This is a genomic window from Pseudomonas sp. AKS31, from assembly GCF_023634765.1.
GTDB lineage: Bacteria > Pseudomonadota > Gammaproteobacteria > Pseudomonadales > Pseudomonadaceae > Aquipseudomonas.
Map to the genome: position 1 here is coordinate 610244 of NZ_JAMLFX010000002.1, position 15193 is coordinate 625436.

Sequence of the window (15193 nt, forward strand, 5' to 3'; positions counted from 1 at the left end):
GCCTGCTCGCGAAGGCGTCGGCACAGTCACCATTGATGTTGCCTGACCCACCGCTTTCGCGAGCAGGCTCGCTCCCACAGGGATTTGTGCAGATTCGGGTTAGACGCTGAGCATCAGGAACTCACGCTCCCACGAGCTGATCACGCGCTTGAAGTTTTCATGCTCGGCACGTTTCACCGCGACGTAGCCACGGACAAACTTGTCGCCGAGGTATTGCGCAACGGCTTCGCACTCTTCCATTTGTGTCAGCGCGTCTTCGATGGTGATCGGCAGACGCAGGTTGCGGCGTTCGTAGGCGCGGCCTTGTACCGCAGCGCTCGGCGCGATGCCTTCGACCATGCCGATGTAACCGCAGAGCAGGCTCGCGGCGATTGCCAGGTACGGGTTGGCGTCGGCGCCCGGCAGACGGTTTTCCACGCGCATGGCTTCCGGGCTGGAGGTCGGCACACGCAGGCCGACGGTGCGGTTTTCTTCGCCCCATTCGACGTTGACCGGTGCCGAGGTGTCCGGCAGAAAGCGGCGGAACGAGTTGACGTTCGGCGCGAACATCGGCAGCACTTTCGGGATGTACTTCTGCAAACCGCCGATGTAATGCAGGAACAGTTCGCTCATCTGCCCGTCGGCGTTGGCGAAGATCGGTTTGCCGGTGGCGATGTCCACCACGCTCTGGTGAATGTGCATGGCGCTGCCCGGCTCGTCGCCGATCGGCTTGGCCATGAAGGTCGCGGCAACGTTGTGCTTGAGTGCAGCCTCACGCATGGTGCGCTTGAACACGGTGATCTGGTCGGCCAGATCGAGGGCGTCACCGTGACGGAAGTTGATTTCCATCTGCGCCGGGCCGTCTTCGTGGATCAGCGTGTCGAGGTCCAGACCTTGCAATTCACACCAGTCGTAAACGTCTTCGAACAACGGATCGAATTCGTTGGCGGCATCGATGGAGAACGACTGACGACCACTTTCGGCACGGCCCGAGCGGCCCAGCGGAGCCTTGAGCGGCAGGTCCGGGTCTTCGCAGCGTTGGGTCAGGTAGAACTCCATTTCCGGTGCCACAATCGGTTTCCAGCCTTTGTCGGTGTACAGCTGCAAGACTTTCTTCAGCACGTTGCGCGGCGACAGTTCGATCGGGTTGCCGAACTTGTCGAAGGTGTCGTGGATGACGATGGCGGTCGGTTCGATCGCCCATGGAATCACGTAGACCGCGTCAGCCACGGGCTTGCAGACCATGTCGATGTCGGCAGGATCGAGCAGGTCGTAGTAGATGTCATCGTCGACAAAATCCCCGGTTACCGTTTGCAGCAGCACACTTTCCGGCAGGCGCATGCCTCGCTCATGCAGGAACTTGTTGGTCGGTGCGATCTTGCCGCGGGCAATGCCGGTCAGGTCGCTGACCACACATTCGACTTCGGTAATCTTGTGATCTTTCAGCCACGTGAACAGCTGATCGAAAGGGGCATTCATAAAGACCTCGTTATTGGTTTTATAGACGCCGGGGAGGGCGGGTTTCATCTTCCGCCCCTTCCCCTGTGGCGCGTTGACGACTATCTTGGGCGAGCCTTGACGTTCCATCTATCCACTTTAAGCAGCACCAAAGCGCACCAAAAGAGTGCGCAAGGTCACCCCATGACAACGTGCAATTCGCTCCAGGTTCAAGCGTTCAACACCGCCGATGTGGCCGAGCAAGTCCGCGCCACACCGGGCTGGGTCCAGCATTACCAACAGATGTCGCCGGGCCATTTCGCCGGGCAGATCCGCTATCTGGATCTGCAGGGTGTCGAGGTCTATGAAGAGCAGATGAACACCCGGGTCGAGCAGAATTTCAGCGCGCCGTCGGGGGCTTTGGCGTTCTGTTTCGATCGCAGCGACAACGCGCTGTACCTGCTCAATGAAGAGAGCCGCAACATCTGGATCACCCCGGAGAACTACCAGGAAATCGCCGTGGTGTTCGGTCCGGAATTTGTCCGCCAGCACGGTCTGAATGTGGCGAAGCTCGAAGGGTTGTTCATGACTCAACTCAACTGCGGACAGAATGCCTTGTTCAGTCGCTGGTTAAGCTCGACTCTCACGAAGTTGTCGCAAGCCATTGATCCGCTTGATAAAGATGCGCTGACACAGCAGCTACTTGAAGATTGCCTGTTCATTCTCGACAACGCGCACACCAGCCTCGATCGCGGTAGCTTACAACGGCGCACCGAAGAACGGATGATCATGAAAAGGGTGGGAGAGTGGGCGGCGGATTCGCCGGAAGACACCGTTAATCTGCTCGAACTGTCGCACGTGGCTGGGGTGCCGTTGCGCCAATTGCAGCAGGCGTTCAAGGCCTACACCGGGATGACCCCGAGTCACTGGCTGCGCCTGCGCCGCTTGAACAGCGCACACCGTGAATTGCTCAAGCGCCGGCCGACGGAAACCACCGTGGCCGAGGTGGCCATGCGCTGGTCGTTCTGGCATTTGGGAAGGTTTTCCAGCAGTTACCGGGCGTTGTTCAAGGAGTTGCCGAGCGAGACCTTGAAGCGCTGATGAATGCCGTCGTGGATAAAAAGGCTTTGTGTCAGTGCGCAAGTTAAATAGAATCACTCTCATTTGAAACTGACTTCGCGCAGGACTCTTGAGATGACTGAAGCAGCGACGCCATCGCCGCAGCACCTGCACGAACTGTATCGCGATCACCGAGGCTGGCTGGAAACCTGGCTGCGGCGGCGCATGGGCAATGCCTGGGATGCGGCGGACCTGAGCCAGGACACCTTCTTGCGCGTGCTGTGCAGCGCGCAACCAATTGCCGACATGCGTGAGCCTCGGGCGTACTTGCTGACCGTGGGCAAACGCTTGCTGAGCAACTTCTACACCCGCCGCAGCCTGGAAAAAGCCTACCTCGAAGCCCTCGCGCAATTGCCTGAGGAGTGCGTGCCGTCGCCCGAACAGCGCTGGCTGTTGCTGGAAACCCTGCAAGCGCTGGATGAACTGCTTGATGGCTTGCCGCAACCGGTGCGTCGGGCGTTTTTGTGGAGTCAGCTCGAAGGCCTCGGTTACCGCGAAATTGCCGAGCGCTTGCAGGTCTCAGAACGCACAATAAAACGTTATATGGCGCAGGCTTACGAGCATTGCTTGATGTTGGATCTAGTATGCGCGTAGCACCCGATGCAGAGCTGCGGGAGGTGGCACGCGCCGCCGCGCAATGGCTGGCGCTGCTCGAATCGGGCGAGGCCACTGATGATGATCATGCGCGGCTGCTGCACTGGCGCAACAGTGACAGCCGTCACGAGAACGCCTGGCAGAAGATTCAACTGTTGCGCCAACGCTTTTCCGCGTTGCCGGCGGCGTTGGCCATGGCCACGCTGGATCGTCCGGATCTGGCACGACGTGCCGCGCTGAAACGGGCGCTCGGTTTGGCCGCGTTGGTGCCAGCAGCGTGGCTGATCAGTCGACAATTGCCGATGGATGCATGGCGTGCGGATCTGCACACCAGCACTGGAGAGCGCCAACGTTTGTCGTTGGGTGACGGCAGTTCGTTACAACTCAACACCGCCACTGCGGTAAATGTCGATCTGCCGGCGCGGCAGTTGACGCTGGTGCGTGGTGAGATAGCGCTCAACGTGCCGGGCAGTTCGGCGCTGACGATCAACGCGCCTTACGGCCGAATCCTCGTCAGTCGCAGCGAGGTCTGCGTGCGTCTCAATGCGCGTGACTGCAAAGTTTCGGTCGTCAGCGGCACGGTGCAGTTGCAGCCGTTGCACGGGCCGACGCTGATGGTGAATCAAGGGCAGCAGGTCAGCCTGCAAGCGTCTGGCGCGGGTTCCGTTAGCGCTTTCGATACGTTGATGCCGGGCTGGCGCGATGGTGTGTTGATGGCGCAGAACCAGCCGTTGGGGGATTTCTTGCGCGAGTTAAGTCGCTATCGTTCCGGGCTGCTGCGCTGGGATCCGGCCTTGGAAGCGCTGCGCATCACCGGTAGTTTCCGCCTCGACAACACCGATCAAATCCTCACATTGCTCGCGGCCAGCCTGCCGATCGACGTCCATACCCGTACGCGGTTCTGGGTGTCGCTCACGCCGCGAAACATTCCCCCTGCAGAAAAAACCGGCTGAAGCCTGTCCCTTTTTTTCGCCTCGCTGGTCATTCCAGGCAAGTGAACAAATCGAGAGCGTCTTCCAATGCCCGCCGTATTCCCAAGTCGTTTGCGTCCGTTGTTGCAGTTGAGCCTGCTGCTGAGCCTGAGTGCCAGTCCCGTATTGATCCAGTCGAGCTGGGCCGAAGACGCGCGGCGCAGTTATCAGGTGCCGGCCGGCAGCCTGAGTGCCGCGCTGACGCGGTTTGCCGGGTTGGCCGGGGTCAATCTGTCGGTGGATCCGGCGCTGGTCAGCGGGCGCAACAGTAATGGGTTGTCCGGCGAGTTTGGCGTGGAGGAGGGGTTCGCCCGGTTGCTGCTCGGCTCTGGTTTGCAACTGCAACCGCTGGGTGAGCACGCTTACACCTTGGTGCCAGCAGCGGAGGCCGGCAGCCTGCAACTGGCGCCGACTTCGATTCTGGGCGCGAGCGACTCGACCGGCGCCGATGTCTTTGCCGGAGGGCAGGTGGCGCGGCGCGGCTCGCAGGGGTTGCTGGGGTCGAAAGACTTCATGGAAACCCCGTTCAGCATGACCACCTACACCAGCGAAACCGCGAAAAACCAACAGGCACGCACGCTGGGCGATCTGATCGCCAGCGACCCGTCGGTGCGCGCGACCAACCCGGCCGGTGGCCGTTTCGAGCAGTTCACCATCCGTGGTTTCAGTCTGTTCAACAGTGACGTGGCCTATAACGGCCTCTATGGGGTTTTGCCGACTTACACGATCGACATGGAAATGGCCGATCGCGTCGACATTCTCAAAGGCCCGAGCCAACTCATCAACGGCATCTCGCCACGGGGCAGTGTGGGCGGAGGCATCAACGTCGTACCCAAGCGTGCCAGCGACAAACCGATCACCTCGCTGACGGCCAATTACGCGTCGAATAATCAGATCGGTGGCGCGGTGGATGTTGGCCGCCGTTTCGGTGAGGACAACCAGTTCGGCCTGCGTTTCAACGGCGTCAAACAGTCCGGCGACACCGAATGGGATCACCAGAGCGTCGACCGCGACATGGCCGTGCTGGGTCTGGATTTTCGCGGTGAGCGGCTGCGGCTTTCCACCGATATTGGCCACACAGAGCGCGATACCGACGCACCGCAAGAGCGCGTGCAAGTCGCCGCCAATGCCAAGGTGCCGAACGCCAACGATGTCCGCGATAACTACGCGCAACCGTGGAGCCAGGCGCGGACCAAAGATACGTTCGGTACAGTCAACGCCGAGTTTGATGTCAGTGATTCGGTGATGGTCTACGGCGGTGTTGGCGCTCGCAAGAGCAATCACGACTTCCTCCGCCATGCGGTTTCCGTGACCAACGATGCCGGTGATTTCAGCGTGCAACCGCGGGATTTCACCCGCGACGAAAACGTGCGCACGGCCACCGCCGGTGTGCGCAACTGGTTCCATACCGGGCCGGTGAGCCATGAGGTCAACCTGGCGGCCAGCTACTTTTATATGGATTTCGAGAATGGCGGCGCGCGTTATGCGGCCGGTCGCAGCAATCTGTACGACCCGATAGAAATCGCCAAACCCGGCACGCCGACGCGCTATGACGCCAAGGTCTACACGGAAAACCGCTTCAGCGGCGTGGCGTTGTCCGACACCCTGGGCTTGTTTGATGATCGATTGCTGCTGACCCTCGGCGCTCGCTGGCAACGGGTAAAAGTCGATGACTGGAGCGATGACGTCAAAGGCGACACCGCCTACGACGAGGAAAAGGTCTCGCCATCGGGCGGGATTCTGTTCAAGGCGACAGACAAGCTGTCGCTGTACGCCAACTACATGGAAGGCCTGAGCCAAGGCAAGATCGCGCCATCAACGTCAGTGAACGAAGACGAAATCTTCCCGCCGTTTATTAGCCGCCAGGTTGAGGTTGGTGCCAAATACGACGCTGGTGCGTATGCCGTGACGGCAGCGGTGTTCCGCATCAAACAGCCCGCTTATGAAACCAATGCCACAACTCGAGTTTTCGGCCCGAACGGCAAACGACAGAACAATGGCGTGGAGCTGAGTGTGTTTGGTGAACCGCTCAAAGGCGTCCGCTTGCTCGGTGGCGTGATGTACATCGACAGCGAGCTGACCCACACCACCAACGGCACGTTCGACGGCAATCGCGCGCCGGCGACGCCGAAATACAACGTCAATCTGGGTGCCGAGTGGGATGTGCCGACGGTGCAGGGGCTGACGTTGACCGGGCGGGGCATTTATTCCAGTTCGCAGTATCTGGATCAGTCCAACGACAAGGAAATCGATTCCTGGGAGCGCTTTGACGTAGGGACGCGATACGCCTTCAAGGTCGATAAGAAAACCATCACCCTGCGCGCCAATGTCGAGAACGTGCTGGATAAACGCTACTGGAGTTCGGCAGGCGCTTCGGATGACAGTGAGCCGGGGCTGACGTTGTCGACACCGAGGACTTATCTGCTTTCAGCGACGGTGGATTTCTGATTCCACTCGGCAAATCAAAGGCAATCGGGAGTGTTATCCGCGAACTGAGATCACTCTCATAGTGATGTCCTGACCACCAGTGGACAGTCAACTCGCTGAGTTCCCGATAGCTCAAGGGTCTCGATCAGATGCAGGGCAGCCTTACGACCAATCTCGTAGTACGGCAGTTGCACGGTGGTCAGCGGCGGGATGAACAACTCGGCGATGCCGATCATGTTGTCGTAGCCGAGGACGGCGACATCGGCGGGAATTTTCAGGCCGCGCCCCAACAACAACTGATAGGCACAAAAGGCAATGCGGTCGTTGCCGCAGATCAAAATATCAAATTGGGGACGACCATCAACGACATGCCGGTCGAGGATGGCGGCTGTTTCACTGTAGGCATCATGATCGGAAAGGTCGTACTGCAGAAGCGTTTCAGGCGCCAGTCCGAATGCCTGACAGGCACGCTGCAGGCCTTTTTGTCGCAGCCCCCATGCCAGACTCTGTTTCGGTAGATTGATACACAGAGGACGTTTGTAGCCGAGGCTCAACGCGTGGTGTACGGCGCGGTACTGACCCATTTCGTCGTCGGGCACGTAGCTGACGAGGTCGCTGTCATCTGCCAGACAATTGGCGAGCACCAGAGGCTTGCTCTTCAAGCGCTCGGGAATGCTTACCTGGCGAAATCCCATGGCGCTGAAGATCAAGCCGTCCGGACGGTGCGACAGCATCAGGTCGATGTTCTGGTCGGTGGGCGGGTTGCTCAGCAGGTTGAGGATAAAGACGTTCCAGCCGGCTTGCTGCGCGGTCTGCTCAATGGACAGCAGCAGCTCGACCGCGAAGGGTGTGGTCGCGGTGTCCAGCGCGAACACACCGATGGTTCGCGACTGCAGGTTGTCACCGCGCATCTTGCGCGCAGACAGGCTGGGTACGAATTGCAGTTCATCAATGGCGCGACGCACCCGTAGGAGGGTTTCGGGGCTCAGTTTTTCCGGACTATTGAGCGCTCGAGACACCGTCATCAGGGACACGCCGGCCAGCTGTGCAACGTCTTTCACTGAAGTCATGCGAAGTGCGGCCGGTCAGGTTGACGCAGAATCATGACACAGGGCCCGGGCTTCTCGCGACCCGAATGACGCCGCTCATGACCATCCAGAACCGAGCGGCCATGCCCGGGGAATCGAGACACGCCCGCCACTCCCGCTTGCCACCAGCTTCACGCCCAGACTGTCGGATCGCGGATAGAGACGACTGCTGAGGCTGAAGCGACCGTTTTCGTCGAACACCTCGATGGATGAGCGGTCGAGAAACACGCGCAGTTCCAGTCGCTCTTGTGTCGGATCTATCGCAACACTGCGCTGGCCTGTGACTTGTGTACCCGCGCGGCTGCGGTCGAGCACCAGGCGCTGCAGTGACGGATCATAGTAGAGCAGGGTTTCTTCACGGCCATCGTCGCTGCACCGCAAGGCGACGCCCAACTGGCCGTCAGTGCAGCCGAGCAGATCCAGATGCACATGGATTTCGAGCATGTCGCCGTTTACTTGCGGCACCCAGCGGGCTCCCGACTCGCCCCACCACGGCGTACCCGGTAATAGCGTCATTCGCAGCGCGCTGAGCTCCCGTGCCGGATACACGCAAAGGCGATCGGCGCACAGCTCAAGTTCGCGGGGCAGTCCGAGCATGCCGCACCAGTGATGGGCCTGGCTCGGCATCGGGCTTTCCCACATGTCCAGCCATGCCCATAGGAGGCGTCGACCATCGGCGGCCAATAGCGTCTGCGCGGCATAGAAATCGTGGCCGTTATCCAGCTCGATAAAAGGCCCGCCAGTGAAATTCCATTCGTTGTCCAGTCGACCCACGCGGTAACCGGTCTGGTACTTGTTGAGCCGTTCGTAACCTTGGGATGGCATGCCTTGAGGGGAGTACAGCAGCACATCGCGTCCGTTCAGTCGGAACAGATCCGGGCACTCCCACATATAACCATCGCCCTCCCTGCCGCCAGACACATAGTTCAGAAACTCCCAGGCGTGCAGATCCGTGGAACGGTACAGCGGCAGCAGCGGCAGATCGCCCAGACGTGCGCCGGCAATCAGGTACCAATAGTCATCCGCCTGCCAGACCTTGGGGTCACGGAAGTGCATGATGGTGTCTTGCGGCGCGCTGTCGATCACCGCGCCGTGTTTGACGAAGTGGATGCCATCGGTACTGGTCGCCAGGCACTGCACTTGACGGATGAAGCGCTCGTCACCCACTTCCCCCAGCCAGGTGTGCCCGGTGTAGATCAGGGCCAGGGTATCGCCACACACCACCGCGCTACCGGAAAAACAGCCGTCCCGGTCGCAGTCATCGCCGGGTGCCAGCGCAATGGGCAGGTGCTGCCAATGCACCAGATCGGCACTCTTGGCGTGGCCCCAATACATCGGGCCCCATTTCGCGTCGAAGGGGTGATGCTGATAGAACACGTGGTACTCGCCACGAAAGTACACCACCCCGTTAGGGTCGTTCATCCAGCCTGCCGGAGGGGCAATATGATAACCGGGTCGATAATCCTCGATGACGCGAGACTGGCTGTCAGCCAGTGCGCGCTGCGCAAGGTCAAGGGTCGAAGGCATGGGATCGCTCGGGGTATTCAAAGACACGGTCATAGGGCATGTGCTCGGATTGAGCGCGGAGAGAGGTCATCCGCCACGGATTCAATGGCTTGTGGTTGGCGCTTCAATGCCGTGCCGTCAGTGTCGAACAGGTGGATCTTGTCGATGTCCAGTTGCAGTTCGACCCGATCGCCTGTCTGCCATCCAGCGTTGACTTCACAACGACAGATCAATGGCTCGTCTTGACCTGTATCCAGGTGAACATAGGTTTCACTGCCCAGGTATTCGACCCCGGTCACGACGACGCCAGCGGTTCCTGGCGCCGCTTTGAGCGACAGGTGTTCCGGGCGGACGCCCAGGCTCAGCGAGGCGTCTGCCGCCAGGTTCGAGCTGTCGAAGGGCAGGGCGGTCATCCCCAAAACGGCAGCCTCAACCAGGCTGGTTTCGCCCGGCGCATGCAAGCGGGCCGGCAGGAAATTCATTCTCGGCGAACCGAGAAAACCGGCGACAAAACGGCTCGCCGGGCTTTCATAGAGTTCGCGCGGTGAGCCGACCTGCTCGACGTGACCGCCATTGAGCACAACAATTTTGTCAGCCAGGGTCATCGCTTCCACCTGATCGTGGGTGACGTAAATCATGGTTGAGCGCAGTCGGGCATGCAGCCGGGCGATTTCGTTGCGCATCTGTACCCGCAAGGACGCATCCAGATTGGAAAGCGGCTCATCGAACAACAAAATGTCCGGTTCCCGCGCCATGGCCCTGCCCATGGCCACGCGCTGACGCTGCCCCCCAGACAGTTCCTTTGGCTTGCGTTGCAGCAGTTTGTCCAATTGCAGGATTTGCGCAGTTTTCAGCACTCGCTCGCGCAGGCTGCTCTTTTCAGTCTTGGCCAGTTTGAGACCGAAACTGATGTTGTCGTAGACGCTCATGTGCGGGTATAGCGCATAGGACTGAAACACCATACCGACGCCACGTTCGCGTGGTTCCAGGTCGTTGACCCGCCGCCCGTCGATCAGCAGATCACCGGCGCAGATCGAATCCAGCCCGGCGATCAGGCGCAGCAGGGTTGACTTTCCGCAGCCCGAAGGGCCGACGAACACCACGAATTCACCCGCTGCGATTTCCAGGTTGATGTCGCGAAGAATCCGCGTGCCGCCCAGTTGTTTGTTGACGTTGTCCAGTTTCAATTTGATCACGATGCTGTTCCTTGTCTTTATTGGGCATCAACCCTTTAATGCGCCGGCAGTGAGACCGGAAACGATTCGGCGCTGGAAGATCAGCACCAGAATCACCAGTGGGACGGTGACCAGCACCGAGGCAGCCATCAACAAGCCCCAAGGCAACTCATGGGGGCTGCCGCCGGAAATCAAGGCGATGGCAACCGGCACGGTGCGTTGGCTGTCGGTGAGGGTGAACGTCAGGGCAAACAGGAACTCGTTCCACGCCGCGATGAAAGCCAACAAACCGGTGGTGACCAGTGCAGGCCAGAGCAGCGGCAACAGCACGCGGGTCAGCGTCACCCAGGGTGACGCACCATCCATGATTGCCGCTTCCTCCAGTTCATGGGGCAGTTGTCCCATGAAGGTGGTCAGCACCCAGACGGTGAAGGGCAGGGTGAAAATCGTGTAGCTGAGGATCAACGCCCAGGACGTGTTGTAAAGACCCAAGGCGCGGATCACTTCGAACAGCCCTGACAGCACCGCAACCTGGGGAAACATCGACACGCCAAGCACCATCATCAACACCGTGCCACGCCCACGGAATTTCACCCGGCCCAAGGCATAGGCAGCGGTCAGGCTGAGGAACAGCGCCAGTGTGACCACGCACAGCGCAACCACCAGCGAATTGCCAATCGCTCGCAGGAATGAGGCCTGGTGGAGTACCGCCGCGTAATTGGAGAAGTCGGGATTTTCGATCCAGTAGCTCACCTCGAACAAGGCGCTGGAGGGCTTCAGCGAGGTCACGATGGCGTAGTAGAACGGGAAAATCGCGTACAGCAGCAAAACCCCGATCAGGCACCAGAACCCGAGTCGCAACAGTGTTTTTTTCAGCAGGCGCGGGCTCATGCGCGGACCTCCAATTGACGGCGTCCGAGGTAGAGATAAAGCATGGCGATCACCGCGACCACCAGAAACAACAACGTCGACGCCGCGCTGCCGTACCCGACGTCCTGGAACTCCACCAGGTGCTGGCGGGCATACACCGACATGCTCATGGTGCTCGACGAGTTCGAGGTCAGCACATAGATGACGTCGAATACCCGCAGCGAATCGAGGATGCGGAAGATCGCCGCCACCAGCAGTGCAGGCATCAACAGTGGCAGCGTGACACGCCAGAACACTTTCAGTGGATGAATGCCATCGACCCTGGCCGCTTCGTAGCAATCGCTCGGTAACATCTGCAAGGCCGCCAGCATCAGCAGCGTGACGAAGGGCACGGTCTTCCAGACGTCAACGATGATCACCGCCCACATCGACAGGTCCGCATCTGCCGTCCAGGCCAAAGGTGCGTCAATCAGGCCGAGGCTGAGCATCAGGTGATTGATGATGCCGAACTGGTCGTTGAGCATCCATGACCAGATCTTCGCCGAGACAATCGTCGGAATCGCCCACGGAATCAGAATCAACGCTCGCACCAGAGAACGGCCGGTGAACTTGATGTTCAGCAGCAACGCCACCAACAGCCCCAGGACGACTTCCAGCCCCACCGAGACCACCGTGAAATACAGCGTGTTGCGCACCGCATTCCACCACTGTGGATCGACGAGGATGCCCGACCAGCCGGAACCGCTGCGCAATAGATAATTGCTCAAGCCGATGAAGGTTGCGCCACCGGTGTCCGCCAGGCTGGCGTCGGTCAGGCTGAACCAGAATGTGCGCAGCAGCGGCCAGGCTGCCACCAGGGCCAGGCAGACCAGCATCGGCGTCAAAAACAGCCAGGCAGCGCGCACCCGGCGACGTTGTACAGGCGTTTCCCTCGTGAGCAGAAGCTCTTCAAACGGGGCATGGGCAGTAGAGACAGACATGGTGATTTCCTTCCTTGTGGCTTACCAGTTCCGGCGTTTGATGCGCGTGAGTTCGCTTTCCAGTTCGGCCAGCGCCTGATCGACGGGCAACTCGCCCGCCAGCACGCCATGCACCCGATCGAAGAAGGCATTGGAGACCCGTGGATAACGGTCGGCGGTGATGGCGGCGGGGCGCATGACCCCAGCGTTGAGAATGCTGTGCAGCTGAGCGTAATAAGGCATGGCCGCGAGCAACTGGGGATCTTGATACAGCGACTCGATCACCGGGTTATAGCCGCCTTTCAGCGCTCGACGTTTTTGCTCTTGGGCACTGCTCAGGTAGCTCACCAGCTCGGCGGCAAGCTTGGGATGCGCGCTGTAACGCGAGACCGCCAGGCCCCAGCCACCGAGTGTGGAGGCATGCTCGCCGGTCTCGCCGCCGCGGGGCAGGGGAGCGACGCCAACCTTGTCCTTTACGGCACTGTCCTGGCCTTGCACCAAGGCCCAGACATAAGGCCAGTTGCGCATGAACAGCGCATTGCCGGACTGGAATACGCCACGTCCTTCTTCCTCGGTGTAATTGAGCACGCCACGCGGAGAGATGTCTCCGACCCAGCTTTTCGCCAGGGTCAACGCCGCTCTTGAGGCCTGACTGTTGACCACGATGTCGCCGCGTTGATTGATCAGTCCGCCTTGCGGTTGGCTGCTGATCCACTCCAGCGCATTACACGTCAACCCCTCGTAGGCACGTCCCTGAAAGATGTAACCCCAGAGATTGGCGTTCCCGGCGTTGCGTTCAGCCTGTTGCACATCCTTGGCGGTAGCGGTCATTTCCTCCCACGTCTGGGGAACCTGCTTGTTGTATTGCTCAAGCAAGTCTTTGCGGTAATACAGCAGACCCGAGTCGGTGAACCACGGCATCGTCACCAGCCGTCCGTTGACCGTGGCGTTATCGACCTGGGCCTGAAAGTAGCCTTGGGTCGCGTTGGCGGGAAGCACCTCACGCAGATCCATCAGGTGTTTGGCCAGCATCCCCGGCCAGACCATGTCGATTTGAATGATGTCGATGTCGGTGGACTGCGCACTGAGGATCTGCTGGTAGAACGACAACCTCTCGGTTGCCGAGTTAGGCGTGGAGACCACCTCGACGTTGTTGCCAGTCTGTTTCGACCATGTCTCGACGGCCTCCTTGCACAGTTGCAATTCCGCCCCCACCGCACCGCACGAGATCGTCAGATCGGTTGCGCTCGAGACGGATGGCAGTGCGGCAGACAGGGTGATCAATGCTACGGGCAGGAGCGATTTCAGGTGTTTCATCGAGCGTCCTTTATTTTTGTTTTTAGAAAAGTTAACGTTAACATCGGCAAATGTAGCAGCGTATTTGCGATGAGGCACCCTTTTTTTCGTCGATTGCGACAACTCGCAACGCACGGAAAAAACGGCGGTTTGCGTCAACCAACAATAAAAACAAAACAGGGATTTCATATGCACAAAGCAACAGGCTGGCTACTGGCAGGTGTGCTCGGCACATCCGCGGCGACCGCTCAGGCCGCAACACTGGAGGAGCGCATGGCCGCACTTGAAGCCCGTGCCAGCGCAGCGGAAAAACGTGCAGCCACGGCCGAACAGCAGACCCAAGTACTTGCCCGGGAATTGCAGCAGATCAAACTCGCGACGCCGCCCTTGCAGCCCGTTGCGTCTAACGCAACAGCCATTTCAGCGCCTGCTCTGGACACCCGACTGGCAAAACTCGAAGCCCGTCAGCAAAGCCTGGAGAAGGAGGGCAGTACCGGGAACCTCACCGATGGGTTCAGCTTCAACGGCTATGCGCGTTCCGGATTGCTGGTCGACGAGGGGCTGGGTGGCGGCCGTGGCGGCCCGTATACAACGCCGGCCGGCGCGGTGGGTGGTGCAGTCGGGCGACTCGGTAATGAAGACGACACCTACATGCGTATCGACCTGTCGAAAGAGATCTATGCGCAAAACGGCACCCGTTCCAAATTCACGGTTTCCATCGCTGACGGTGTGGAAAGCTCCAATGACTGGACGGCCGACGAAAGCAACCTCAACGTACGCCAAGTGTTCGCCACGCTCGATCATGTCGCTGCGTTCAAAGGCAATTCAGTCTTCGAGAACGCTACGCTGTGGGCAGGCAAGCGGTTCGATAGAGATAATTTCGACATCCACTGGCTGGACTCGGACGTCGTCTACCTGGCCGGCACCGGCGGTGGAATTTACGATGTGCAGATGAACCAGCACTGGCGTTCGAATTACTCGTTGATTGGGCGTAGCTACGGGGATTTCAGTCAGGGCGGTATTAATGCCGATGTGGAAAGCTACATCCTGACCTCCAACCAGTTCTTCGAGGATGGCCAGTGGCAGTGGATGTACAACGCCATCGGCGCCAAGAAAAACGATGTCGGCACCCGCACCAATAAAGCCGGTTTGACGCCTGCGGATAGCGGTTTGCACAGCATGCTGGCCAATCACCAGAAAACCTTTTTCGGCAGGGAAGGGTTCTTTAAAACGGCGCTGCTCTATGGGCAAGGCCTGGGGGCAGAGGTCAAGAACGTTGGCTCGGATGGTGAACTGATCGACGAGGCCCGCGCGCTGCGTCTGGCGCTTTACGGTGAGACCCCGCTGACCTCTGACTGGCGCATCGGCCCCAGCTTGCTGGCCGAACAGAGCAAGGATCGATACGTCAAAGGTGACGACTACCGCTGGCTGACCTTGAACGTGCGCCTGGCCAACACAATCAACAGCAACTTCGAAATGGCCTACGAAATGAGCTGGCAAACCATGAACCTCGACCCCAAGGGCTATCTACAACGTAATGCGGTCGATGGTAACTTCTGGAAATTCACTGTCGCCCCCACATTCAAACTGGACGTTGGCGATCTACTAACGCGTCCGGAATTGCGAGTGTTCGCCAGTTACATGAACTGGTCTTCGGATCTGGACAGGTTCAGCACTAAAGACGCCTTTGGCATGTCCGACTTCCAGGCGGGAGGGGTGTGGCAATACGGTATACAGATGGAAACCTGGTTTTAATCGTTGAACGTGTTCAT

At 59.5% G+C, this 15193-nt stretch carries 12 protein-coding genes; 5 read left to right on the top strand and 7 right to left on the bottom strand.

From position 1 onward, the window contains the following. Window positions 1–99 precede the first annotated feature (99 nt). Window positions 100–1458 (bottom strand): glutamine synthetase family protein, encoded by a 1359-nt coding sequence (locus M9827_RS08790; protein WP_250605101.1) that lies wholly within the window; start codon window positions 1456–1458, stop codon window positions 100–102. Window positions 1459–1620: 162 nt separating this feature from the next. Here M9827_RS08790 and M9827_RS08795 point away from each other — a divergent pair, with 162 nt between their 5' ends. The 4 genes from M9827_RS08795 (at window position 1621) to M9827_RS08810 (ending at window position 6548) form a co-directional block, all read left to right on the top strand. Continuing rightward, entirely contained in the window at window positions 1621–2517 is an 897-nt protein-coding gene (locus M9827_RS08795; RefSeq protein WP_250605102.1) for a helix-turn-helix domain-containing protein, read from the top strand. Window positions 2518–2610: 93 nt separating this feature from the next. Beyond that, complete coding sequence (locus M9827_RS08800) at window positions 2611–3129, top strand: sigma-70 family RNA polymerase sigma factor (RefSeq protein WP_250605103.1); 519 nt, start codon at window positions 2611–2613, stop codon at window positions 3127–3129. Continuing rightward, complete coding sequence (locus M9827_RS08805; protein WP_250605104.1) at window positions 3120–4082, top strand: FecR domain-containing protein; 963 nt, start codon at window positions 3120–3122, stop codon at window positions 4080–4082. Before M9827_RS08800 ends, M9827_RS08805 begins: the two co-directional genes overlap by 10 nt. Before the next feature lie 66 nt (window positions 4083–4148). Then, entirely contained in the window at window positions 4149–6548 is a 2400-nt protein-coding gene (locus tag M9827_RS08810; RefSeq protein ID WP_250605105.1) for a TonB-dependent receptor, read from the top strand. Window positions 6549–6604: 56 nt separating this feature from the next. On the opposite strand, the gene M9827_RS08815 is transcribed toward M9827_RS08810, so the two are convergent. The 6 genes from M9827_RS08815 to M9827_RS08840 form a co-directional block, all read right to left on the bottom strand. Next, entirely contained in the window at window positions 6605–7597 is a 993-nt protein-coding gene (locus M9827_RS08815; RefSeq protein WP_250605106.1) for a LacI family DNA-binding transcriptional regulator, read from the bottom strand. Window positions 7598–7672: 75 nt separating this feature from the next. Then, on the bottom strand, window positions 7673–9175 hold the full coding sequence (locus M9827_RS08820) for a glycoside hydrolase family 32 protein (protein WP_250605107.1): 1503 nt from the start codon (window positions 9173–9175) through the stop codon (window positions 7673–7675). Next, a complete protein-coding gene (locus tag M9827_RS08825) occupies window positions 9172–10317 on the bottom strand; it encodes an ABC transporter ATP-binding protein (RefSeq protein ID WP_250605108.1) in 1146 nt (381 codons plus the stop codon). Before M9827_RS08825 ends, M9827_RS08820 begins: the two co-directional genes overlap by 4 nt. Window positions 10318–10344: 27 nt before the next feature. After that, window positions 10345–11187: a carbohydrate ABC transporter permease gene (locus M9827_RS08830; RefSeq protein ID WP_250605109.1), complete on the bottom strand. Its 843-nt coding sequence runs from the start codon at window positions 11185–11187 to the stop codon at window positions 10345–10347. Next, window positions 11184–12146 carry a carbohydrate ABC transporter permease gene (locus M9827_RS08835; protein ID WP_250605110.1) on the bottom strand — a complete coding sequence of 321 codons (963 nt, stop codon included), beginning with the start codon at window positions 12144–12146 and terminating at the stop codon, window positions 11184–11186. The genes M9827_RS08830 and M9827_RS08835 overlap by 4 nt, the downstream gene beginning before the upstream one ends. 21 nt (window positions 12147–12167) lie before the next feature. Further along, window positions 12168–13442: an ABC transporter substrate-binding protein gene (locus M9827_RS08840; RefSeq protein WP_250605111.1), complete on the bottom strand. Its 1275-nt coding sequence runs from the start codon at window positions 13440–13442 to the stop codon at window positions 12168–12170. Window positions 13443–13610: 168 nt separating this feature from the next. On the opposite strand from M9827_RS08840, the gene M9827_RS08845 reads away from it, so the two are divergent. Continuing rightward, window positions 13611–15176, top strand: coding sequence for a carbohydrate porin (locus M9827_RS08845; RefSeq protein ID WP_250605112.1), 1566 nt, complete (start codon window positions 13611–13613; stop codon window positions 15174–15176). Window positions 15177–15193: the final 17 nt, after the last annotated feature.